19 protein-coding genes and 1 riboswitch are annotated in these 22,146 nt (G+C 67.6%); of the genes, 14 read left to right on the top strand and 5 right to left on the bottom strand.

Going from position 1 to position 22,146, the window contains the following annotated elements; genetic code table 11:
* Nucleotides 1-10 precede the first annotated feature (10 nt).
* From glmM to JD292_RS01240, 6 genes are all read left to right on the top strand, one after another.
* Nucleotides 11-1,360: a phosphoglucosamine mutase gene (gene glmM / locus JD292_RS01215; protein ID WP_200130904.1), complete on the top strand. Its 1,350-nt coding sequence runs from the start codon at nucleotides 11-13 to the stop codon at nucleotides 1,358-1,360.
* A 326-nt stretch (nucleotides 1,361-1,686) separates the two neighbouring features.
* The gene (locus tag JD292_RS01220; RefSeq protein WP_200130905.1) at nucleotides 1,687-3,255 is read left to right on the top strand and encodes a class I SAM-dependent DNA methyltransferase; all 1,569 of its coding nucleotides are present in this window, start codon (nucleotides 1,687-1,689) and stop codon (nucleotides 3,253-3,255) included.
* Nucleotides 3,252-4,382 carry a restriction endonuclease subunit S gene (locus JD292_RS01225; RefSeq protein ID WP_200130906.1) on the top strand — a complete coding sequence of 377 codons (1,131 nt, stop codon included), beginning with the start codon at nucleotides 3,252-3,254 and terminating at the stop codon, nucleotides 4,380-4,382. Before JD292_RS01220 ends, JD292_RS01225 begins: the two co-directional genes overlap by 4 nt.
* Nucleotides 4,379-7,507 carry a type I restriction endonuclease subunit R gene (locus JD292_RS01230; RefSeq protein WP_200130907.1) on the top strand — a complete coding sequence of 1,043 codons (3,129 nt, stop codon included), beginning with the start codon at nucleotides 4,379-4,381 and terminating at the stop codon, nucleotides 7,505-7,507. Before JD292_RS01225 ends, JD292_RS01230 begins: the two co-directional genes overlap by 4 nt.
* A 37-nt stretch (nucleotides 7,508-7,544) precedes the next feature.
* Nucleotides 7,545-8,267 (top strand): hypothetical protein, encoded by a 723-nt coding sequence (locus tag JD292_RS01235; protein ID WP_200130908.1) that lies wholly within the window; start codon nucleotides 7,545-7,547, stop codon nucleotides 8,265-8,267.
* Nucleotides 8,268-8,315: 48 nt separating this feature from the next.
* A riboswitch (SAM riboswitch) is annotated at nucleotides 8,316-8,433 on the top strand.
* 29 nt (nucleotides 8,434-8,462) lie between these two features.
* A complete protein-coding gene (locus tag JD292_RS01240) occupies nucleotides 8,463-9,044 on the top strand; it encodes a hypothetical protein (protein ID WP_200130909.1) in 582 nt (193 codons plus the stop codon).
* Nucleotides 9,045-9,196: 152 nt separating this feature from the next.
* Here JD292_RS01240 and JD292_RS01245 read toward each other — a convergent pair whose 3' ends face one another.
* The 3 genes from JD292_RS01245 to coaA form a co-directional block, all read right to left on the bottom strand.
* Nucleotides 9,197-10,192: a hypothetical protein gene (locus JD292_RS01245; RefSeq protein WP_200130910.1), complete on the bottom strand. Its 996-nt coding sequence runs from the start codon at nucleotides 10,190-10,192 to the stop codon at nucleotides 9,197-9,199.
* A 58-nt stretch (nucleotides 10,193-10,250) separates the two neighbouring features.
* A complete protein-coding gene (locus tag JD292_RS01250; protein ID WP_200130911.1) occupies nucleotides 10,251-11,435 on the bottom strand; it encodes a coiled-coil domain-containing protein in 1,185 nt (394 codons plus the stop codon).
* 635 nt (nucleotides 11,436-12,070) lie between these two features.
* Complete coding sequence (coaA, locus tag JD292_RS01255) at nucleotides 12,071-13,054, bottom strand: type I pantothenate kinase (protein ID WP_200130912.1); 984 nt, start codon at nucleotides 13,052-13,054, stop codon at nucleotides 12,071-12,073.
* A gap of 32 nt (nucleotides 13,055-13,086) precedes the next feature.
* On the opposite strand from coaA, the gene glmS reads away from it, so the two are divergent.
* The 8 genes from glmS (at nucleotide 13,087) to JD292_RS01295 (ending at nucleotide 19,969) form a co-directional block, all read left to right on the top strand.
* Nucleotides 13,087-14,937: a glutamine--fructose-6-phosphate transaminase (isomerizing) gene (gene glmS / locus JD292_RS01260; RefSeq protein WP_200130913.1), complete on the top strand. Its 1,851-nt coding sequence runs from the start codon at nucleotides 13,087-13,089 to the stop codon at nucleotides 14,935-14,937.
* A 28-nt stretch (nucleotides 14,938-14,965) separates the two neighbouring features.
* On the top strand, nucleotides 14,966-15,385 hold the full coding sequence (locus tag JD292_RS01265) for a holo-ACP synthase (RefSeq protein WP_200130914.1): 420 nt from the start codon (nucleotides 14,966-14,968) through the stop codon (nucleotides 15,383-15,385).
* Nucleotides 15,382-16,530: an alanine racemase gene (alr, locus tag JD292_RS01270; protein ID WP_233613121.1), complete on the top strand. Its 1,149-nt coding sequence runs from the start codon at nucleotides 15,382-15,384 to the stop codon at nucleotides 16,528-16,530. Before JD292_RS01265 ends, alr begins: the two co-directional genes overlap by 4 nt.
* A gap of 170 nt (nucleotides 16,531-16,700) precedes the next feature.
* Entirely contained in the window at nucleotides 16,701-17,153 is a 453-nt protein-coding gene (gene tsaE / locus JD292_RS01275) for a tRNA (adenosine(37)-N6)-threonylcarbamoyltransferase complex ATPase subunit type 1 TsaE (protein WP_200130943.1), read from the top strand.
* Nucleotides 17,150-17,878: a tRNA (adenosine(37)-N6)-threonylcarbamoyltransferase complex dimerization subunit type 1 TsaB gene (gene tsaB, locus JD292_RS01280; RefSeq protein WP_200130915.1), complete on the top strand. Its 729-nt coding sequence runs from the start codon at nucleotides 17,150-17,152 to the stop codon at nucleotides 17,876-17,878. The genes tsaE and tsaB overlap by 4 nt, the downstream gene beginning before the upstream one ends.
* Complete coding sequence (rimI, locus tag JD292_RS01285) at nucleotides 17,875-18,387, top strand: ribosomal protein S18-alanine N-acetyltransferase (RefSeq protein ID WP_200130916.1); 513 nt, start codon at nucleotides 17,875-17,877, stop codon at nucleotides 18,385-18,387. Before tsaB ends, rimI begins: the two co-directional genes overlap by 4 nt.
* Complete coding sequence (gene tsaD, locus JD292_RS01290) at nucleotides 18,384-19,475, top strand: tRNA (adenosine(37)-N6)-threonylcarbamoyltransferase complex transferase subunit TsaD (RefSeq protein WP_200130917.1); 1,092 nt, start codon at nucleotides 18,384-18,386, stop codon at nucleotides 19,473-19,475. Before rimI ends, tsaD begins: the two co-directional genes overlap by 4 nt.
* A 113-nt stretch (nucleotides 19,476-19,588) precedes the next feature.
* Nucleotides 19,589-19,969 (top strand): DUF4190 domain-containing protein, encoded by a 381-nt coding sequence (locus tag JD292_RS01295; protein ID WP_200130918.1) that lies wholly within the window; start codon nucleotides 19,589-19,591, stop codon nucleotides 19,967-19,969.
* A gap of 74 nt (nucleotides 19,970-20,043) precedes the next feature.
* Here the strand turns inward: JD292_RS01295 and JD292_RS01300 are convergent, their stop codons facing one another.
* Together JD292_RS01300 and JD292_RS01305 are read right to left on the bottom strand one after the other, a co-directional pair.
* On the bottom strand, nucleotides 20,044-21,258 hold the full coding sequence (locus JD292_RS01300) for a THUMP-like domain-containing protein (RefSeq protein ID WP_200130919.1): 1,215 nt from the start codon (nucleotides 21,256-21,258) through the stop codon (nucleotides 20,044-20,046).
* A gap of 34 nt (nucleotides 21,259-21,292) precedes the next feature.
* Nucleotides 21,293-21,934: a DUF4190 domain-containing protein gene (locus tag JD292_RS01305; protein WP_233613122.1), complete on the bottom strand. Its 642-nt coding sequence runs from the start codon at nucleotides 21,932-21,934 to the stop codon at nucleotides 21,293-21,295.
* Nucleotides 21,935-22,146: the final 212 nt, after the last annotated feature.

Consider the following 22,146-nt stretch of genomic DNA (forward strand, 5'->3'; position numbering starts at 1 on the left):
CTCCCCTCGTATGGGACGCCTGTTTGGCACCGATGGGGTTCGGGGCCTGGCCGGGGTCGATGTGACCGCCGACCTGGCCCTGAACCTCGCACACGCAGCGGCTCTCGTGCTCGGGCGTTCCGCCCGGGGCGAGAGCCGTCGTGCTGTCGCCGTCCTCGCCAGAGACCCGCGCGTCTCCGGTGAGTTCATCTCGGCGGCAGTCTCGGCGGGCCTCGCCTCCGCCGGCGTCGACGTGCTCGACGCCGGGGTGATCCCGACCCCCGCCGCCGCGTATCTCGTCGCCGACACCGAGGCCGACTTCGGCGTCATGGTGTCCGCCTCGCACAACCCCGCAGCCGACAACGGCATCAAGTTCTTCGCCGAGGGCGGCCGCAAGCTCGCCGACGACATCGAGGACGAGATCCAGGCGGCGATGGATCGGCCCGCGATCGCGGTGACCGGCCGCGAGGTCGGCCGGATCCGCCGCTTCGCGGACGCCGAGGACCGCTACCTCGTGCACCTGCTCGGCACGCTGGAGGGCCTCCGCCTCGACGGCATCCACGTCGTCCTCGACTGCGCGCACGGCGCCGCCGCCGGCATCTCGCCCGACGTGTTCAGCGACGCGGGCGCGAGGGTCACGGTGATCGGCAACGATCCCGACGGCTTCAACATCAACGACGGGGTCGGTTCCACGCATCTCGAGCCGCTCATCGCGGCCGTTCGCGAGCACGGCGCCGATCTCGGCATCGCCCACGACGGCGACGCGGATCGCTGCCTCGCGGTCGACGCGACGGGCGAGGTGATCGATGGCGACAAGATCATGGCGATCCTCGCGCTGTCGATGGAGAGCCGCGGCAAGCTCGAGAAGAACACCCTGGTCGCCACGGTGATGTCGAATCTCGGGCTGACGCTCGCGATGGCCGACAACGGGATCGACGTGATCCAGACGGCGGTCGGCGACCGCTACGTCCTCGAGGCGATCAACGAGCACGGCTATTCGCTTGGCGGCGAGCAGTCGGGGCACGTGATCATGAGCGAGCACGCCACCACGGGCGACGGGATCCTCACGGGCCTGCACCTCGCGGCGGAGGTCGTGCGCAGCGGGAAAACGCTCGCCGAGCTCGCGACCTGCATGACCGTGTACCCGCAGGTGCTCGTGAACGTCCGAGGTGTGGATCGCGCCGGCGTGAAGAGCGACGAGGTGCTGCAGCAGGCGATCCGCCAGGCCGAGGTCGCGCTGGGCGGTCAGGGGCGCGTGCTGCTCCGTCCGTCGGGCACCGAGCCGGTCGTGCGCGTCATGGTCGAGGCGGCCGAGGAGGCGCAGGCGCACCAGCTCGCCGACGACCTCGCGGCGATCGTCAAGACCCGGCTCGCGGTGTAGCGCGGTTCGCGGCGCGCGGCGCAGAACGACGAAGGGCCGTCCCCGATTGGGGGCGGCCCTTCGTCGTCAGCGGAATTCATTCAGTTCGGATCGCTGTGGGGCGGACGTGCGTGACGATGTTCGGTGGGGTCGAACGGCGGAAAGGGAGATGCTGCCCATCGAGCACGACCAAATCGAGGAAGCAGCGTGATTCCCGGAAGGTTAGGAGGGCTGCGTTGAGGAGGCTGAGCGGGGCGCAGCGTCGATTCCGCCAGCCGGCGATAGGATCGAATCAACACCTGATCACGCGCCCGCGAGCGCCGCTGCACGTAGGAGAAAAGCGCAGAATGGCGAGAAAGTCGGCCACGGCCAAGCCTCAGAGAACCCTTGAGCAGACCCTGTGGGACGCCGCGGACAAGCTTCGCGGGAACCAGGAGCCGAGCGAGTACAAGCACGTCGTACTCGGCCTCGTGTTCCTCAAGTACATCTCTGACCGCTTCGAGGAGCGCCGCGCACAGCTCAAGGACGAGCTCGCTGCGGAGGGCATCAAGCCTGAGCGCATCGAGGGCTTCCTGGAGGACCGTGACGAGTACGCGAGCCAGAACGTCTTCTGGGTGCCCGCTGCGGCACGCTGGGGCGCGATCCAGGACTCGGCGAAGCAACCGGAGATCGGCGAGACCATCGACAATGCTATGGATCTCATCGAGAAGGAGAACCCGACGCTCAAGGGCGTGCTGCCGCGCAACTACGGCCGCGACGGCCTCGACAAGAAGCGCCTCGGAGAACTCGTCGACCTCATCGGCTCGATCGGCTTCACGGCGACTGACGACCACGGTGCCGACGATGTTCTCGGCCGCGTGTACGAGTACTTCCTTGGCCAGTTCGCGGGCAAGGAGACCGGCAAGGACGCCGGCGCTTTCTACACGCCGCGATCGGTCGTCAAGACACTTGTCGAGATGCTGGAACCATACAAGGGTCGTGTGTACGACCCGGCAGCGGGGTCCGGCGGCATGTTCGCGCAGTCGGCGAAGTTCGTGAAGGCCCACGGCGGCAAGCCCACGGACATCTCCGTGTACGGGCAGGAGTTCACCGACGCGACGTGGAAGCTCGCGAAGATGAACCTCGCGCTGCGGGGCATCGAGGCTGACATGGGGTCGCACTCGGCCGACTCGTTCACCGAGGACCTTCACCCCGACCTGCGTGCGGACTTCGTGATCGCGAACCCGCCGTTCAACGTCTCGGACTGGTGGGACGCGACGCTCGCGGACGACCCCCGCTGGAAGTACGGCACCCCTCCGCAGAGCAACGCGAACTTCGCGTGGGTGCAGCACTTCCTGCACCACCTCGCACCGCACGGCACGGCCGGTTTCGTGCTCGCCAATGGCTCACTGTCGTCCAAGAGCGGCGGAGAGGGCGAGATCCGCCAGAGACTCGTCGAGGCGGGCCTCGTGGACTGCATCGTGGCGATGCCGGACAAGCTGTTCTTCAACACGGGCATCCCGGTGTCGCTGTGGTTCGTGTCCAAGGGCCGCGACGGCAACGGCCACCGCGCCCGGGCTGGCGAGGTGCTGTTCATCGACGCCCGCAAGCTCGGCCACATGGAGTCGCGCAGGCTCCGCGTGTTGTCGGACAAGGACATCGCAAAGATCGCGGACATCTACCACGAGTGGCGCAACCACGACGGCAATTACGAGAATGACCCCGGCTTCGCCAGATCAGCGACGATCGAGGAGATCGCGGAGCACGGCTTCGTACTCACTCCTGGTCGCTACGTCGGCGCCGCGGAGGCCGAGGTCGATGACGAGCCGATCGACGAGAAGATCGAACGTCTGACGAGCGAGCTCTTCGCAGAGTTCGAGCGCGGGCGCGAGCTTGAGGACGAGGTCCGACGTCGGCTTGGAGCGATCGAACGATGACTCCCTTTCCAAAACGTCCAATCGGTGAGCTGGTGCTGAATCTGGACAGGAAGCGCATTCCGGTGAAGGCCGCGGACCGACGAGTCGGCCCCTTTCCCTATTACGGGGCGAGCGGCGTAGTGGACTATGTAGATGATTACCTTTTCGAGGGTCTTCACCTTCTGGTGGCGGAAGATGGCGAGAACCTCCGCAGCAGAAGTACCGCCGTGGCTTTCCTTGCCAGTGGGCGCTTTTGGGTGAATAACCATGCACATGTTCTTCAAGGGAATAACGAGAACGACACCAGGTACCTGTCCTATGCCCTTGAGGCCACTGACATTTCGGGGTATATCACCGGCTCGGCACAACCCAAGCTCAACCAAGCATCGCTTGCCGCAATCCAAGTTCCGGCACCCAGCTTGAGAGAGCAGCGCGCGATCGCGGCGACGCTCGGCGCGCTCGACGACAAGATCGAGTCGAACCGGCGGCAGCGCGCACTGCTCAGAGAGCTTGGGCAATGCAAGTATCAGGCCGCGATCAACGGTGACCATCGGCTGGCTCTGTTATCCGAGGTCTCTGTCTCGATCGCCCGTGGCGTGGCTCCGAAGTATGCAGATGCCGATCCCGAAGCACCGCGGGTGATCAATCAGAAGTGCATCAGAGACGGCTGGGTCTCGCTCCAACCGTCGCGACGAATGGTGGATCGCGTCGTAAAGGTCGAAAAGCGAGCGAGCAGCGGTGACATCCTCGTCAACTCAACTGGAACAGGCACGCTGGGACGTGTTGCCCGTTGGCACATCGGTGATGTCTTCGTCGATGGCCACGTCTCGGTCGTCAAACCCGACCCGAAGATCATTCCGCCCACGGTGCTCGCCTACTCGCTTCTCGGCCGCGAGTCGGATATCGAAGATCTCGCGACTGGGAGCACAGGTCAGACCGAGTTGAGTCCGTCGCGTCTAGCGGAACTTGCGGTGGTGATCCCGACTGCCGGTGATCTGTCAGATCTTGAAGAGACACTTCTCTCGATCGAAAACCGTTGTGATCAGCTCGCGGAGGAGATGCAGCGACTCGCAGCTCTTCGCGACGCGCTCCTCCCCGAGCTTCTCTCAGGCCGTATGCGCGCTGCAGAGATCGAGACAGCCCAGTGATATCCTTCAACGAGAACATCGTCGAACAGGCCGCGCTGGAGTACTTCGCTGAGCTCGGCTACGACGTGCTGCACGGACCGCACATTGCGCCCGGCGAGCTGGCCTCGGAGCGTGAGTCGTTCGAGGACGTGATCCTGTGGGGGCGGCTGCGGGAAGCGATGCGTCGCATCAACTCCCATGCCAGCCCCGCGTTGATCGCGGAGGCGATCAAGGCCCTCAAGCGCGCCGAGTCGCAGAGCGCGATCGACGAGAACGCCCGCGTGCACAGGCTTATCGTCGAGGGCGTCGCCGTCGAGCACCGCGACGCCGACGGCATGATCCGCACGACGCGGCTGCAGCTGGTCGACTTCGACGCCCCCTTGAGTAACGACTGGGTCGCCATCAACCAGTTCACGATCGTGGAGAATGGCAAGAAGCGCCGCCCCGATGTGCTCGTGATGCTGAACGGCATGCCGGTGTCGCTGCTGGAGCTGAAGAACCCCGCCGCCGAGAACGCGACCCTCAAGTCGGCGTGGAACCAGGTGCAGACATACCGGCAAGACATCCCCTCGGTGTTCGTGCCGAACGCGGTCACGGTGATCTCTGACGGCGTGTCTTCCGCGATGAGCAGCTACTCGGGCGCGTTCGAGCACTACGCGCCATGGAAGACGATCGAGGGCCGCAAGGTCGTGACCGACCGCCCCGCACTGGAGGTGCTCGTCAAGGGCGTGTTCGAGCCTGTGCGCTTCCTCGACATCTTGAAGAACTTCGTCGTGTTCAGCGACGAGACCGTGACGGACAAGAGCACCGGCCAGCCGACGCGCACGCTCGTGAAGCGAGTGGCGAAGTACCACCAGTACTGGGCGGTCAACGCCGCGGTCGAGTCGACCGTTGCTGCTTCCCGCCCTGACGGCGACCGACGCGGTGGCGTGGTGTGGCACACGCAGGGCTCGGGCAAGAGCTTCGAGATGGTGTTCTACGCGGCGAAGATCATGCGGGACCCGCGCATGGCGAACCCGACGCTCGTGTTCATCACCGACCGCAACGACCTCGACGACCAGCTGTTCGGCGAGACCTTCGCGCCGGCGCGCATCCTGCCGGAGACGCCGGTGCAGGCGTCGACGCGCACAGACCTCCGTGACAAGCTCAGGCGGGCCTCTGGCGGGATCGTGTTCACGACGCTGCAGAAGTTCGCCCCTGGCGAGGACGGCGACGTCAATCCGGTACTGACGGATCGCAGGAACGTGGTCGTAATCGCCGACGAGGCGCACCGTTCTCAGTACGGCTTCGGCGAGACGCTCGACCGCCACGGCAGGCTGAAGGCAGGCCTCGCGAAGCACATGCGCGACGCGCTACCGGGTGCGACGTACCTCGGCTTCACCGGCACGCCGATCGAGTCGAACGACAAGTCGACCCGTGCAGTGTTCGGTGACTACATCGACGTCTACGACCTCACGCGCGCAGTGGACGACGGCGCGACTGTCAAGATCTTCTACGAGTCCAGGCTGGCCCGCGTCGAGCTCTCGGACGCCGACCTCTCAGCGCTCGACGAGCTCGCCGACGAGATCACGGAGACAGTGGAAGAGGACACTGCGACGGCGGCGAAGTCGCGCTGGTCGCGGCTGGAGGCGATCGTCGGCGCGGAGTCGCGACTCGATCTCGTGGCGCAGGACATCGTCGACCACTGGGAGAAACGCCGAGAGGCGATGCTCGGCAAGGGCATGATCGTCGCGATGAGCCGCAGGATCGCCGTGCGCCTCTACGAGAAGCTCGTCGAGCTCAGGCCCGACTGGCACTCGGACGATCCCGAGAAGGGGAGGCTCAAGGTCGTCATGACCGGATCCGCTGCTGATCCCGCGGAGTTCCAGCCGCACATCCACTCGAAGGACGTGCGCAAGGATCTGAAGCTCCGGGCGAAGAACGCCGACGATCCGCTGGAGCTCGTGATCGTGCGCGACATGTGGCTCACCGGCTTCGACGCGCCGTCGATGCACACGATGTACGTCGACAAGACGATGCAGGGCGCTGGCCTCATGCAGGCGATCGCCCGCGTGAACCGCACGTTCCGCGACAAGCCCGGCGGGCTGATCGTGGACTACATCGGGCTCTTCGCCAACCTCCAGGACGCCCTGCAGGAGTACTCGCCATCGGACCGCGACCAGGCGGGCGTGCCGATCGAGGAGATCGTGAGCGCGATGCTGGAGAAGCACGACGTCGTGCGCGGCATCCTGCACAGCGTCCCCTACGACGCCTCGCCAGGGCTGTCGTCGTCTCAGCGCCTCGCGGAGTACGCGAAGGTGCTCGACTTCGTGATGGCGGACCCCGACCGAACGAAGCGTTTCAACGACGAGGTGCTCGCGCTGGCGAAGGCGTTCGCGCTGGCTGGCGCGCGTGACGAGGCCGCGGCGATCCGCGACGACGTGCGTCTGTTCACGGACGTGCGCGCGGCGATCCTGAAGATCCTGAACCCCGACTCGGGCCGCGGAGGCTCCGGCGCGGTGGAGATCGATACCGCGCTCGGGCAGCTGCTCAACGAGGCTGTTGCAGCCGAGGACGTCGTTGACGTCTACAAGCTGGCGGGCGTCGAGACGCCGGAGATCTCGATCCTGAGCGACGAGTTCCTGGACTCTCTCGCCGGCAAGGACAAGCCGAACCTCCAGATGGGGCTGCTCCGAAAGATCCTGAACGACCAGATCCGCACGGTGCAGCGCAAGAACATCGTGCAGGGGCGGAAGTTCTCGGAGATGCTCGACGAGGCCGTGAAGCGCTACACGAACAGGTCTCTGTCGACTGCGGAGATCATCGCTGAGCTCGTAAAGCTCGCGAAGCAGGTGCGCGACGACCAGGCCCGGCACAACGCTCTCGGGCTCCGCGAGGACGAGGTCGCGTTTTACGACGCCGTCGTACAAAACGACGCAGCCGTGCTGGAGCTCGGCGATGAGACGCTGAAGGCGATCGCACGGGACCTCGTGAAGTCCGTGCAACAGTCGGCGACGATCGACTGGAACCTCAAGGAGTCGGTGCTGGCGGCGATGCGCTCGAAGGTGCGCAGGATCCTGGCGCGCTACGACTATCCGCCGGACGCGGAGGAAGCTGCGGTCGAGCTCGTGCTGAAGCAGGCGGAGGTGTTCGCTGCGGCGGCATAATGCCATCAAGCAGTCCCGACCTGAGGAGTGAAGAGCAGTGAACGACCCACAGCTGTCCAATGCGGCACGCTTCATCGACGCCTACAACCGAGTAGACCGCCAGCTCGAAGGGAAGCAGTCTGACACCGACTACGTCTCTTTCTCGAAGCGGGTCCGAGCCAGTAAGCTGCTGGTCGCTCCGACGCGAGACGTGCTCCTCGACTACGCGGAGCTGCGCAATGTGATCCTTCACACGAGGGGTTCTCACACAGGCGATCCGATCGCGGAACCGAGGGACAGAGTCGTCGAGGAGTTCGAGCGGATCGCGGATCAGCTCGAGAACCCTCCCCGAGTTGCTTCCGTGATGCCGAACCAGCAAGTGGGTGTGCTCGACGAGACGAGCGACTCCGGCGAGTTCCTCGATCTTGTGAGGGAGCACAACTTCTCACAGGCTCCTGTCCGCATGGGCGATGGGAGCCTGGAGCTGATCACCACGAACGCTGTGGCACGATGGCTCGCTTCCGAATATTTAGCGTTCTCGGGTGCTGCTATCGAGCACGCTTCGCTGGGCGAGGTCCTCAAGTTCTCAGAGGCGGAGGACAAGGTCCTCGTGCGATCACGCGAGATGACTGTAGTCCAGGCCTGGCGCGTCTTCGCAGGCTTGGAGAACAACACCCCGCCCCAGGCCCTCGCGATCACCCATTCAGGGAAGGTCAGTGAGAAGCCGCTGGCTCTCGTCGTCCGCTCGGACCTTCCCGCGCTCCTGAAGGTGCTCCTATAGCTTTACGGTGAGCGCCGCTCTCGACGTCTGTGGTATGGTTCCTCCTACGTTCAAGAGTCGTGACCGTAGGTACCTGGCCGGTCGCGCGACAACCCGAATCCATCGATTCCCGGGTGTCCCAGGGGAAGAACGGGCGGCATGGGATCTCATGCCGCAAGATTCGATGGGGCGATGCCCCGGAGAGGGGCTGTTCTCATGTCCTCTGTAACAAAGCGCCGACTGCCGGACGATGATGGGTGGTGGAGCGTACTCGGGCTGCGAGCCATGCCCGGGAGCGCCACGGGCGGGCAGGCAGAGCGAGTGCTCCGTGAGCACCCGCCAATCGGGTTCACGTCCAAGGGCGATGGCGGACCACTCAGCCTGGAGCAGGTCGCGGCCTTGATCGAAGCAGCGGCGCAGGAGCGCGAGCAGCAGCGCGAACTCGCTGCGATCGAGCGCCGCGAAGCCGACCTAGCCGAGTTCGAGGCGGCGTTCGAGCAACCGAACGCCGCCGACGTCGTAGAACGGGGCCGCTGGTCCGGCATCACTCGGGGAGAAGCGACGGCCTGGTGCTGGAACCTTTTCCAGTACGAGCCGCACGGCTTCGTGCACCCTGGTTCGCAGGTGCGCGCAGAAGCCCTGGCGACGCTTCGCTCAGGCGTCTTGCCGGAAGTCTTCGGTTACCCCGAACGGGCGCGAGAGCTCATCGAGAAGGGCATGACGGCTCGAGGCTACCGCCAGCTCCGCGAGGAGCTGGGTTCGCCGATGTTCGATCCATCCAAGGTTCGGCGCAGCTGAGCGCGGTGCGTCCTGGAGTGGCCTTCCGAAGTTTTGAGTCGGGGGCCACTCATCATCCTCTCATGCAGCGAAGCAGCGACTTTGGAGCACTTGGTCAAGTGGACTTCGCAGGCGTGTGAGAGGCTCGAGGTAGTACGTCCAGGCTTCATGTCCTAACGAGAACCCGGTGACCCGCCGTTATAAGCGAAGACGCTATTCACAGTTCTGTCGGCATAGTTGGGTCGGATTTTGTGTTTCGGCGCAGTGACTGCTGGAATTGATTCTTCAGGGTGCCTCTTGCGCAGGTGTACTTTGACCTCCTTGTGGCGTGGTTCGAGATAATCGTTGACCCATGGGCAGGAGGCGTCTGGGGAGCCTGGGATCGGATGAGAATAGATCATCCCGGTCATCGCATTCATCCCAGTTACTCCAGAGCAGCCCGGGCATACTGCCTCGACTGTCCTTGGGCTTGAGGGGATCACTGCGAAGCTGCCGCTGGTAGGGCAGTCGACCTGCCCGTCACCAGGATGAGGTTGGATCACGAAGTCAGCGAGCTCGATTCTGGCCTCGCACTCCGGGCACACTGGCAAGGCCCAGTCCTTCAGAGGCTGGGGTGTCCTCATTCCAGGAGGCGGAAGTGCTTTGTCAGGAAGTCGCTCTTGTGATTCCGTGCGATCCAGCTCAGGCTCAGGCGACAATGGCTTCGGGCTGGGTGCGGGTGCGGACACTCGCGGGACGGGTCCGGCGGTGTCGGCGCTAACCGTGACGCTGAGCGAGGCCTGAATACCCGTCAAGGAGATTCCCGGCACCGATTTCAACCAGCGACCGAGTCTGGGACATTCCCATGGGGTCTCTGCGAGGAGATGGACCCCCTCGTACTCCGAGAAGGCGTCTTCGAGCAGTTGCAGAATGTCGATGAGTTCAGATAGTGCAGCTTCCTCTGATTCAGGCCACAGAACCTTCACTCCCACTATCTTGCGGTCTCGTGGGTGCAGGAAGACACGAGGGAAGTCGGCAAAGTCGGTTCTTGAGTCGCCAAGGAGCATGGACAGCTCCTCATTGTCAGGCGGAAAGTATCCCTGGAGGCGATTGTTCTGCAGGAGCTCAACGGCGAGCTGCTGCTCCTGATCTTGCAGCAGCCTCTTCACCACATCAGAAGGCACAGTCATGGGATTCAACCTTCTTCATGGGAAATCAGTAGCGATAGTCCACAGTAGTCATTGATCATCAGGCTGAGTCCATCTGCCTGGCTTTGCCGAGCGCCTGGGCCGCGTCGTCCACTAACTTCGGGAGGTCAGCCGTACTGGCCTCGCCAGCGTGTTTCGCCGCATCGCGATGGGCGAACCTCGAGAGTACGTTCCGCACGAGCACCGCGTTGCCGACCTGGACGCGTGCAGCGAGGCGGACATCGTCATCGGAGCTGGCATAGAATGGCGCCAGCGCTCTGAGGGAGAGAGCGACGTCTTCGGCGGTGTCGGCTTCACGGAAGTGGCGACCCGACTCGCGGAGCAGGAGGGCGCCGAATGCGCCGATCACCGCTGCGACGCTCGCGCGCAGCAGGCCGTCCCCGACCGTCAGGTCGAAGTTGTTCTTTACTGCCTCGCTGACGATGAACCAGCCGACAGCGCCAGCGAAGACGAACGAAGCCGCTGCCCCGAAGCGCATCCACTGCGCTGCTCGACGCTCACGCTTGGCGCGCCCGTTCCAGTCCGCGGCGCTCAGGCTGCCTGCTGCGTGCTCGGCCAGCGCCTCGCCGGCGCGCGCCGTAGCGGCAAGCGAGGCAGCATGCGCCAGGATCTTCGCGTTCTGCTCCTCGTCGAACTCGGCTCGCTTCTTCGACCAATCTGCGAGCGATTCACTCCACTCGCTCTCGATCTGCTCCGTCGCCGCTTCGCTCACGGACTTGATCGTCTCGCGCTCGGCTTCGACCTCGGCACTGATCGCAGCGGACTTCTTCTCAAGGGTGGCGAGCGTTGCTTGTCGATCCGCCAGCGCTTTCTCGATCTCGGCAACCCGTCCTTCGAGACGGTCGAGTCGTTCGGTTCTGGCTTCGATCTCATTGTCGAGAAGCGCGACGTAGGAGTCCTTGAGGTCTTTGGGCGGCGGCAGCGGCAGCGCGCGGAGGGAGGCAAGCAGTTGCTGCGAGTACCCATTCGAGAGGAAACGCTGGAACTCGTTCTCCGTGACCGGGAGTTGATTCAGAGCATTGCCTAGATCGTCGAGGACCCCGAGGTACAGTGCAGGTTGCCGCGCAGCCTTGGTCTTCTCTGCCTCGAGGAGCCACTCGACCACATCGGTACGCCAGCGCTCGAGATCTTTACTGCCGAACCTTGCCGCGTTTAGTGACTCGCGCTTGATCGCCAGCGTCTCCCACACCGCGTGGCGCCTGTACCGCTCGCTCGACGTTGCCATTTGTGTCCTCCTGCTTGCGTCTCCTGGTGATCGCCGGCGATCCGGCACCCGGTCGCATCATTGTTTCGTGAACCTCCGACATCGGCAGGTGCATCGCTGATGACTCGTCCGCGCCCGTACAACAAACGGTACTTGCTGCCCGATAATAAAGACGACCTGCGAAGAAGTGATGCCTCGAAAGAATCGTTCTTTAAGTTGTTTAGTAATCGTCGCTGCTTGACGGGTCGTGGTTTACAGGTTTGCTGAAGGCGTGGGCGGCCCTTGCATCGGCCGTGTCGTTGGTCCCGAGCAGCAGTCGCATTATGCAGCGGGACCAGGTCGCGGTAACGTGCCTCCCAGACCCTCGGGTCCGAGCGTCCAACGTTCCACCAGGCGTCCTCGGCGTGCCTCCGAGCCTTCGGGTTTGCAGTCATGACTGCACTTCCTCGCCGAATCCACGCGGTGCATCCGCATCGTCACCTGCGCCGTTTGGTTGTATTGACCCCGAGGGTTGTTAGCATAGGCCGTCGACAGCCGAAACAATGAAAGGACCGCCCCCCTGGGGACGGTCCTTCATCTCGCGGCGGGACGGTCCTCCATCTCGCGGCGGGAGCAGATGCGGGCGTCGAGCCGTGGGGCGACCGGCCCGGCGCTCACTACAGCTTCCTGAGCAGGACTTTCTGCACCCGGTGGTCGGATTCCTTGCGCAGCACGAGCGTCGCCCGCGCCCGGGTCGGCCGGATGTTTGCCACGAGGTTCGGCTCGTTGATGTTCGTCCAGAACTCGTCGGCGATCGCGAGGGCAGCGTCGTCGTCGACGGAGGCGAAGCGCCGGAAGTGCGAGTCGGGATCGGAGAACGCGCTCTCGCGGAGCTTCAGGAAGCGGTTGCGGTACCACTGCTGGATATCGGCGGTGCGCGCGTCGACGTAGACGGAGAAGTCGAACAGGTCGCTCACGGCGAGCGGGTGCTCCATCGTCGCGGGCTGCAGCACGTTGAGGCCCTCGACGATCAGGATGTCGGGCTGCTTCACGACCGTGTACTCGCCGGGGACGATGTCGTAGATGAGGTGGCTGTAGTGCGGGGCGTACACCTCGGGGACTCCGGCCTTCACCTGCGACACGAAGCGCAGGAGAGCGCGGCGATCGTAGGACTCCGGGAAGCCCTTGCGCGCCGCGATCCCGCGCCGCTCGAGCTCGTGATTCGGGTAGAGGAAGCCGTCGGTCGTGATGAGCTGCACGTTCGGCGTCTCGGGCCAGCGGGCCAGCAGATCCCGCAGGATGCGCGCGACGGTCGACTTGCCGACCGCGACGGATCCGGCGATCCCGATCACGAACGGGGTGGGCCGCTCCTCGTCGCGGTGGATGAAGCCGCGCGTGCGGCGGTGCATCTCTTTCGCGGCGATCGCGTACTGGTTGATGAGGCGGCTGAGCGGCCGGTAGACCTCGGAGACCTCCGCGAGGTCGAGCGGCTCGCCGAGGCCACGGAACGCGGCAATTTCGCCCTCGGTGAGCGGCATGGGCGTTTCGCCGGCGAGTCGGGCCCACTCGTCGCGATCGATCTCGAGGAACGGGGAGGTGAACTCCGGCCGCACGAGCGTCTGGGTGTCGGTGGATACTGGGGGTCGCTTGCTCTCGGCCATGATTCAACAATGGTGCCACTAAACTGATCCTCATGTGTGGAATCGTCGGATACGTCGGCCCGAATGATACGGTCGAGGCCCTGCTCAACGGGCTGCGTCGCTTGGAATACCGTGGCTACGACTCGGCCGGAATCGCGGTCGTCGATGAGACCGGAGGCATCTCCGTGCGCAAGCGCTCGGGGAAGCTGGCCCGTCTCGAGGAACTGCTCGCCGAGAACCCGGTCTCCGCGACCGGAACCGGGATCGGGCACACGCGCTGGGCCACCCACGGCGGCCCCACCGATGTGAACGCGCACCCGCATCTCGGCGACGACGGCAAGCTCGCCCTCATTCACAACGGCATCGTTGAGAACTTCGCGGAGCTGCGCGCCGAGCTCGAGGCGGACGGCGTCGAGCTCGTGAGCGAGACCGACACCGAGGTCGTCGCGAAGCTCGTGGGCCGGGAGGTCGCGGAGACGGGCGACCTGGAGACCGCGTTCCGCAACGTGGTCAAGCGCCTGCACGGCACCTTCACCCTGCTCGCCATGCACCGGGACGAGCCGGGCAAGGTCGTCTCCGCCCGCCACCACTCGCCGCTCGTCGTCGGTCTCGGCGACGGCGAGAACTTCCTCGGATCCGACGTCGCGGCGTTCGTTTCCGCGACGCGCCGCGCGGTCGCGGTCGACGAGGACAACATCGCGGTCATCACCCCGGAGGAGGTCCGGATCACGGACTTCGACGGCAACCCGGTCGAGTACTCCGAGTTCGAGGTCGAGTGGGACGCGGACGCCGCCGACAAGGGCGGCTGGTCGTCGTTCATGGCGAAGGAGATCAACGAGCAGCCCGAGGCCGTTGAGAACACGGTCCGCGGTCGCGTGGTCGATGGGCTCGTTGACATCCCCGAGCTGTCCGCGCTCGGCGACGATCGCCTGCGCGAGATCGACCGGATCATCATCATCGCCTGCGGCACCGCATCCTACGCCGGCCAGGTGGGCTCCTACGCGATCGAGCAGTGGGCAAGGATCCCCGTCGAGGTCCAGCTCAGCCACGAGTTCCGCTACCGCGATCCCGTGCTCTCCGATCGCACCATGGTGATCTCCGTGAGCCAGTCCGGCGAGACGATGGACACGCTCATGGCCGTCAAGTACGCGATCGAGCGCGGCGTCACGACCGTCTCCGTGTGCAACACGCAGAGCGCGACGATCCCGCGGGAGTCGGACGCAGCGGTCTACACGCACGCCGGCCCCGAGGTCGCCGTCGCGTCGACGAAGGCGTTCACGGCCCAGATCACGGCGCTGTACCTGATCGGCCTGCACCTCGGCCGCGTGCGCGGCACGCTCTCCGCCGAGGCCTCCGCCGAGGCGGTCCAGCAGTTCGCCGAGCTCCCCGAGAAGATGCGCGAGGCCGTCGCGACGCACGAGCAGATCGCGCAGCTCGCGCACTGGATGGCGGACACCCGCTCGGTCCTGTTCCTCGGCCGCCACGTCGGGTACCCGATCGCGCTCGAGGGCGCGCTGAAGCTCAAGGAGATCGCGTACATCCACGCCGAGGGCTTCGCGGCTGGCGAGCTGAAGCACGGGCCGATCGCGCTTATCGACCACGGCCAGCCCGTGTTCGTGCTCGTGCCGAGCCCGCGGACCGCGCCGCTCATGCACTCCAAGGTCGTCTCGAACATCCAGGAGATCCGCGCGCGCGGCGCCCGCGTGATCGCGATCGTCGAGGTGGGGGACACCGCGGTGCTGCCCTACGCCGACGATGTGATCCGGCTCCCGCTCGCCGACGCGCTGTTCGAGCCGCTGCTCGAGGTCGTCCCGCTGCAGTGGTTCGCCCTCGAGCTGTCGACGGCGAAGGGCCTCGACGTGGATCAGCCGCGCAACCTGGCCAAGTCCGTCACGGTGGAGTAGGCGTGCGACGCGACGCGGGGGCCGCGGCGTGATCGCGGGGATCGGGGTCGACACGGTCGACGTGGGGCGCTTCGAGCGTCAGATCGCCCGCACCCCGCGGCTGCTCGAGCGGCTCTTCGCCCCGTCGGAGCGCGCGCTCGCGCTGAGCTCGCTCGCGGCGCGCTTCGCCGCCAAGGAGGCGCTCGTGAAGGCGCTCGGCGGGTCCGGCGAGCTCGGATACCAGGACCTGATCGTGGAGCGGGATCGCGAGCGCGCTCCCGGGTTCGTGCGCACGCCGGCCCTCGTGGCCGAGCTCGCGCGGCGCGGCGCCGATCGGGCGCATTTGTCGCTCACGCACGACGGGGGCCTCGCCACCGCGTTCGTGATCATCGAGACTGTCAGCGGTCCGGTGCAGGATGGGGGCGTCACCAGCGGGATCGCCCGCGCGGAAGATTCGGAGTCGACATGACCGTGGGAAGCACGCATCCGATGCGCGTCGCAGAGATCTCGCTGCCCGCGATCAGGCACAATCTGCGCCGGATCCGGGAGGTGACGAACGGCGCGAACGTGATCGCCGTCGTGAAGGCCGGTGGCTACGGGCACGGCGCGCGGATCGCGGCCGAGGCCGCGCTCGCCGGCGGCGCCACGATGATCGCGACGGCGGATCTGGACGAGGCGCTCGCGCTGCGCGATGCGGGCATCGAAGGCCCGATCCTGTGCTGGCTGTTCGGGGTGGGCACCGATTTCGGGGCGGCGGTGGACGCCGGGATCGAGATCGGGGTGAGCCACGCGCAGCAGCTCGAAGCCGTTGCCGCCGCCGCTCGGAAGCGCGGGGCGACGGCGACGGTGCAGTTCAAGATCGACACGGGGCTGAGCCGCAACGGGGCCGCGCCCGAGGAGTGGGAAGCCCTGTTCGCGCGGGGCGCCGAACTCCAAGCTGAGGGGGTGCTGCGCGTCCGCGGCATCTTCAGCCACCTCGCGAACGCCGGGGACGAGCAGGATCGCGCCCAGGCCGCCCAGCTCGACCGCGCGGTCGGGATGCTGCGCGCGGCGGGCATCGATCCGGAGCTGATCCACCTCGCGGCGTCCGCCGCGACGTTCCGTTCGCCCCACCTGCACTACAACACGGTCCGCGTGGGGGTCACCGTGTACGGGCTCAGCCCGTATGCCGACCGCACCTCGGCGCAGCTCGGCCTCGTCCCCGCCATGACCCTGCGCTCGGAGATCGTCGCGCTGCGGGGCGTGCCGGCCGGCACGGGGGTGTCCTACGGCTTCAACCACGTGTGCGAGGTTGCCACCACGCTCGCGCTCGTCCCCATGGGCTACGCCGACGGGCTGCCGCGCGCGCTCAACGGCTCCGGTGCCTGGGTCACGGTCGCGGGGGAGCCCCGCCCGATCGTCGGCCGCATCGGCATGGACCAGTTCATCGTGGACGTCGGCCCGCTCGCCGGCCGCATCGAACTCGGCACCCCGGTGATCCTGTTCGGCGACCCGGAGCTCGGCCATCCGGCGGTGGAGATCTGGTCGGGGCTCATGCGCACCATCAACTACGAGATCGTCGCGGGGATCGGCCCGCGCGTGCACCGGCTCGCTTCCGAGGGCGGGGAGCTGTGAGCGGTCGAGCAGGCGCAACGGGAGGCCTCGGTCACGCTGGCGATGCCGCTGGCGATGCCGCGGCCGGTGCCGAGGTCGGTCGCGCGGCCGATAGCGCGGTCGTTGGCGCGGCCGGTGCCGCGGCCGGTACTCCGGTCGTCTCGCGGCGCGTGATCAGCGATCCCGACGCGATGCACGCCCTCGGCGTCGCGCTCGGCGAAGCGCTGCGCGCGGGCGACCTCGTACTGCTGACCGGCCCGCTCGGCGCGGGCAAGACCACGCTCACCCGCGGGCTCGGCGAGGGCCTCGGCGTTCGCGGGCCCGTGCAGAGCCCCACCTTCGTGATCGCTCGCACGCACCCCTCGCTCGTGGGCGGGGCGCCGCTCGTGCACGTCGACGCGTATCGGCTCGCCGGGGCGGACGAGCTCGACGACCTCGACCTCGACTTCGAGAACTCCGTCGTCGTCGCGGAGTGGGGAGCGGGGGTCGTCGAGACGCCCGAGTCCTGGCTCGAGATCGTGATCGAGCGCCCGGTCGGCGACGCGGCCCTGGAAGATCTGGACCCCGCGGAGGCTCCCGTCGAGTCGCGCACGGTCACCATTAGCGGTTTCGGCCCTCGCTGGGCGGAAGGAGTCCCGGCATGAACGCCGTCACCCGGAGTGAGATCCCCGAGCTCGGCGGGCAGGTGCTGCTCGCGATCGACACGGCGATCGGCACGAGCGTGGCGCTCGCCGCGGACGGCGCGGTCGTCGAGCTCGCGAGCGAGGACCCGCGCGGGCACGCCGAGGTGATCGGCGGCCTGCTCGCCGGGGTGTTCGCGGAGGCCGGCGTCGATCCCTCGCGAGTCACCGGCGTCGTCGCGGGCATCGGCCCCGGCCCCTTCACGGGTCTGCGTGTCGGGATCGCCGCCGCGCACGCGTTCACGGTCGGCCGCGGCGTGCCCCTGCTGCCCGTGCAGGGCCACGAAGCGGTCGCGCTCGCCGTGCTCGAGTCCGGTGCCCTGGCGGGGGCGCGCGTGCTGCAGGACGCGCGCCGCCGCGAGCTCTTCGTCACCGACTACGCGGGGCTCGACTGGGCGGGGGTGCCCGTGCGCGTCGCCGGCCCCGGCCTCATCGCGCGCGCGGATCACGTCGAGACGCCCAACGACGTGTGGCCGGAGCGGATCCCGGCGTCCGGCCTGGCACGCCTCGCCGCGCGCCGGCTGCAGGCCGGAATCCCCTTCGACGACGACCGCGCGCTCTACCTGCGCGCGCCCGACGTGAAGCAGCCAGGCGCGCCGAAGCGCGTCGTCGCTCCTGCCACCCCGGCCGCGGCGCCCGCCCGCGCGTCCGCGGCGGCGCGGCCCGCCCCCGGAACGGAACCGGCGTGAACGCGCAGGGCGATCCGTCGATCCGGCCGGCCGGAGCCAGCGACCTCGACGCCATCTGGGCCATCGAGAGCGCGGAGTTCGGCTCCGATGCCTGGAGCCGCGAGATGATGCGCGATGAGCTCACGGCGCCGCACCGCAGCTATTTCGCGCTCGTCGACGGCGCCGGGGCGGTCCAGGGATACGCTGGGCTGCTCGTCGTCGGAGACGAGGGCGATGTCCAGACCATCGCCGTCGCGCCGGCAGCGCGGGGCGCCGGCCACGGGCGGCTGCTCATGGGCGCACTGCTCGACGTCGCCCGCGAACGATCGGTCCATCAGGTGTTTCTTGAGGTCCGCGCCGATAATCCGGTTGCCAGGGGACTCTACGAGAGCCTCGGTTTCGCGGAGATCGGGGTCCGCCCCCGCTACTACCAGCCCGACGGCGTCGATGCGATCGTGATGCGGCTCCCCATGGCACCGGCCCGCGCGGCGGATGCCTCGGAGCCCGAGCAGGAAGGAACCCCAGCATGAGCGCGACCCCGATCCAGGAGCCACTCGTCCTCGGAATCGAGACGAGCTGCGACGAGACGGGCGTCGGCATCGTGCGGGGGCGCACCCTGCTCGCCAACGCGATCGCCTCGTCCATGGACGAGCACGCCCGCTTCGGTGGCGTGGTGCCCGAGGTCGCCGCCCGCGCGCATCTCGAGGCGATGACCCCGACCATCGAGCGCGCGCTCGCCGACGCCGGGGTGGAGCTCGCCGAGCTCGACGCGATCGCCGTCACGAGCGGTCCTGGCCTCGCCGGGGCGCTCATGGTCGGCGTCGCCGCCGCGAAGTCGCTCTCCGTTGCCCTCGGGAAGCCGCTGTACGCCGTCAACCACCTCGTCGGGCATGTGGGAGCGGACCTGCTGCAGGCCGACGGTCTGCGTCCCGCGATCGGCGCGGTCGGCGAGCTGGAGCTTCCCACGATTGCCCTCCTCGTCTCCGGCGGCCACACCTCGCTGCTCCTCGTCCGGGACCTCACGGGTGATGTCGAGATGCTCGGCGAGACCATCGACGACGCCGCGGGGGAGGCGTTCGACAAGGTCGCCCGTCTCCTCGGCCTGCCGTATCCCGGCGGCCCTCAGATCGACCGCGTCGCGGCGGACGGCGACCCGCAGGCGATCCGCTTCCCGCGCGGACTCACGCACCCGAAGGATCTCGAGCGCCACCGCTACGACTTCTCCTTCTCGGGCCTCAAGACCTCGGTCGCGCGGTGGGTCGAGCGCCGGGCGGACGCCGGGGAGGAGATCCCGGTCGCCGATGTCGCCGCGAGCTTCCGCGAGGCGGTCGCCGACGTGCTGCTCACGAAGGCGCTCGCCGCGTGCGCCGACCTGGGAGTGCCGCGCCTGCTGCTCGGCGGCGGCGTCGTCGCGAACGCGCGTGTCCGCGAGCTGGCGGCGGAGCGCTGCGCCGCCGCGGGGGTGGAGCTGCGGGTGCCGCCGCTCTCCCTGTGCACCGACAACGGGGCCATGATCGCGTCGCTCGGAGCGCAGCTGGTCGCCGCGGGGCACGCCCCGTCGAGCCTCGACTTCGGGGCAGATTCGACGCTTCCCGTCACTGAAGTGCAGGTGCGCTGAAACGCGCTCGGAGAAAAATCCGCCGAATGGTGCGGCAAACCGCCTATCTGTGCGTTATCTTTGAATAGCTGATGGGAGGGGACCCCCTCCAGCACAACCCCTAAAGGAGTGACATGTCTGAGAACCTGCCCGGGAACGACCCGGCTTCGAACGCCCCCGCCCCGCAGGCTCCGCCCGCAATGCCCGACTACAGTGCGGCCCCGGCCTACCCCGCTGCCACGGAGCAGAAGGGCCTCGCGATCTCCTCGCTCGTGCTCGGCATCGTCGGCGTGGTCTTCTCGTTCCTGGTCTCCTTCGTCGGCCTCGTCGCCGGTGTTGTCGGCCTCGTGCTCGGTATTCTGGCTCGCAAGAAGGGCCAGCCGAAGGGCATGAGCCTCACCGGCATCATCCTGAGCGCGGCCGCGATCGTGCTCGCGATCATCTCGATGATCATCGTCGCGATGTTCATCGGCGCGGCACTCAACGACCCCAACCTCCAGAACCTCAACAACTAGGTTCCGGGAGACGAAACGGGGCCGGGACGCATCGCGCGTCCCGGCCCCGTTTCTCGTTTTCTGGGGGCGCCGGATCAGACGCGCTCGGCGAGCAGCGCCACGTGGCGCCCGCCGGCGCGCGTGAGGAACAGCACCCCGCGATGCGGCCCGCTCAGTCTGAGACGCTTGCGCAGCAGGGCCGGATCGACGTCGGCTCCGCGCTTCTTGATCTCCAGGGAGCCGATCCCTCGTTCCGCGAGCGCCTTCCGGAGCTCCTTCTCGCGGACCGGCAGCTCCTCGACGATGCGGAACCCTCGTGCGAACGGGGAGTGCGGTTCCGTGTCCGCGGTGAGATAGGCGATCCCCTCGCTCAGCATGCCGGCGCCGAGCTCTTCCGCGAGGGCCCCGATGAGACGCGCCCGGATCACGGCGCCGTCCGGTTCGATGAGGAACTCGCCGAGGGGGCGCGACTCGGCGTCCGGTGCCGGCCCCGGCGCGCGGAGTTCGGCGCGCTTATCGCCCGAGAGCACGAGCGCCGAGCGGCGCACGCCCGGTCGCGCGAGCGGGCCGAACCAGACGCCCGTCTCGACGAGCTGCCCGTCGACCGACACCCATTGCGCCTCGGCGTTATCGGGGAGGAGCTCGTGCTCCAGCCCCGGACCGAGCTTCACGCCCGTGGGAACCTCGGCAGCGAGCCCGAAGGCGAAGCCGAGCGAGGGGGAGTAGTCGTCGGGGGAGGCGAGACGCCGCGTGTCCGAGTGCCCGGCGGTCCTGCGCGCGGGGTCCAGGAAGGCCGCGTCGGCGCCGTCGCGGCCGAGGCGTTCGGCGTCCCCGACGCGCACGGCCGGCGGGACCATCCCGCCGCGTCGGGCCGCGACCCCGAGGTTGTGCTCCGCGAGCCGGGCCGTGAACGGATCGAGCTCGACCGGCCGCGCCTCGATCCCCGAGGCGATCAGCGCGATTGATTCGGCGCCGAGCCCGCATCCGAGATCCGCGACGCTGCTGAGGCCCGCGGCGGCGAAGCGCTCGGCGTGGAGCGCGGCGACGGGTGCGCGGCTCGCCTGCTCGAGGCCGGCCCGCGTGAACAGGAGGTGCTGGGCGAGCGCGCCGAACTTCGCGGCGGCGGCGCGGCGCAGCTCGGCCTGCGTGAGGAGCGCGGCGACTTCCGGCGGCTCGATCCCGTCGCGGCGGAGTCCGGCGTTCAGCCGCGCAGCATCGGCGCCGGCGGCGAGCTCGGTGCCGATCCGCTCGAGCAGCTCCGATCCGCGATCGGTGAAGAGCAGATCCCAGCCCTCGGGGGCGGCGTTCATCGGCCGCGCCCGAGGGCGAGGGCGCACCGCACTCCTAGAAGCCCGGGGTCGAGCTCGAGTAGTCGTCGAAGCCTTCGAGCCCCTGCATCGACGACCCGATCGTGCCGATCATCATGAAGATGAAACCGACGTAGACGAAGATGAAGATGATGAGGAACGCGAAGTAGGCGTAGCTCAGGATCAGGCCGGTGAGCGCGAGGCCGCGACCCTGATCGCCGGTGCGCTTGATCTGGCTCAGGCCGAGGTGGCCGAAGATGATGCCGGCGATGGGGGAGAGGAACGCGAAGATGATCGCGAGCAGGGCGTACGTGTTCGTGTAGGCGAGCGTGGTCAGAGAGGGGCCGCTCGCTGGGGCGACCGGGTGCTGCGGGGCTGCCTGGGCATAGGGGGCCTGCTGCGCCTGCGGGGCCTGCGCGCGCGCCGCGGCCTGCTGCTGGGCGAACTGCTGCTGCGAGGGCGCCTGCGGCTGCTGCTGTGCCTGCGTCGGCTGCTGCGCCTGTGCCTGCGACGGCTGTGCCGGCGGCTGCTGCGCCTGCGCGGGCTGCTGCGCGTCCGGCAGCGGAACCGTGGGCTGCGTCATCGACGGCTGCGGCACGGTCGGCTGCTGGCCCGGACCGTGCGGGGGCTGCGGTCCCGATGGCTGCTGCGGCTGTTGGGGGACGTTGGGGTTCGACATGGCTCCTCCTGGGTTCCCCTGGCGCGACCTTCACACCGGGAGCCGACGCGCCTGCGCCGGTGACTCGATTCTACGCGGGAGCGGCGAATCCGCATCGGGTCTCGGGGATCCGCCAGGGAGCGCCGCGTTCGCTGACCGCGATACCCGGCCGACGCGTTGGCACTCCCCTTGCACGAGTGCCAACGAGGCCCGTAGACTCGTTCCCGGACGCG

Origin of the sequence: Leucobacter edaphi (assembly GCF_016522535.1) — a bacterium.
Classification (GTDB): Bacteria; Actinomycetota; Actinomycetes; order Actinomycetales; family Microbacteriaceae; genus Leucobacter; species Leucobacter edaphi.

Excerpts from the sequence above, each read along its gene's own strand:
- glmM (WP_200130904.1), top strand. The coding sequence starts at position 11 with ATGGGACGCCTGTTTGGCACCGATGGGGTTCGGGGCCTGGCCGGGGTC.
- JD292_RS01220 (WP_200130905.1), top strand. The coding sequence starts at position 1,687 with ATGGCGAGAAAGTCGGCCACGGCCAAGCCTCAGAGAACCCTTGAGCAG.
- JD292_RS01225 (WP_200130906.1), top strand. The coding sequence starts at position 3,252 with ATGACTCCCTTTCCAAAACGTCCAATCGGTGAGCTGGTGCTGAATCTG.
- JD292_RS01240 (WP_200130909.1), top strand. The coding sequence starts at position 8,463 with ATGTCCTCTGTAACAAAGCGCCGACTGCCGGACGATGATGGGTGGTGG.
- JD292_RS01245 (WP_200130910.1), bottom strand. The coding sequence starts at position 10,192 with ATGACTGTGCCTTCTGATGTGGTGAAGAGGCTGCTGCAAGATCAGGAG.
- JD292_RS01250 (WP_200130911.1), bottom strand. The coding sequence starts at position 11,435 with ATGGCAACGTCGAGCGAGCGGTACAGGCGCCACGCGGTGTGGGAGACG.
- coaA (WP_200130912.1), bottom strand. The coding sequence starts at position 13,054 with ATGGCCGAGAGCAAGCGACCCCCAGTATCCACCGACACCCAGACGCTC.
- glmS (WP_200130913.1), top strand. The coding sequence starts at position 13,087 with ATGTGTGGAATCGTCGGATACGTCGGCCCGAATGATACGGTCGAGGCC.
- alr (WP_233613121.1), top strand. The coding sequence starts at position 15,382 with ATGACCGTGGGAAGCACGCATCCGATGCGCGTCGCAGAGATCTCGCTG.
- tsaE (WP_200130943.1), top strand. The coding sequence starts at position 16,701 with ATGCACGCCCTCGGCGTCGCGCTCGGCGAAGCGCTGCGCGCGGGCGAC.
- tsaB (WP_200130915.1), top strand. The coding sequence starts at position 17,150 with ATGAACGCCGTCACCCGGAGTGAGATCCCCGAGCTCGGCGGGCAGGTG.
- tsaD (WP_200130917.1), top strand. The coding sequence starts at position 18,384 with ATGAGCGCGACCCCGATCCAGGAGCCACTCGTCCTCGGAATCGAGACG.
- JD292_RS01295 (WP_200130918.1), top strand. The coding sequence starts at position 19,589 with ATGTCTGAGAACCTGCCCGGGAACGACCCGGCTTCGAACGCCCCCGCC.
- JD292_RS01300 (WP_200130919.1), bottom strand. The coding sequence starts at position 21,258 with ATGAACGCCGCCCCCGAGGGCTGGGATCTGCTCTTCACCGATCGCGGA.
- JD292_RS01305 (WP_233613122.1), bottom strand. The coding sequence starts at position 21,934 with ATGTCGAACCCCAACGTCCCCCAACAGCCGCAGCAGCCATCGGGACCG.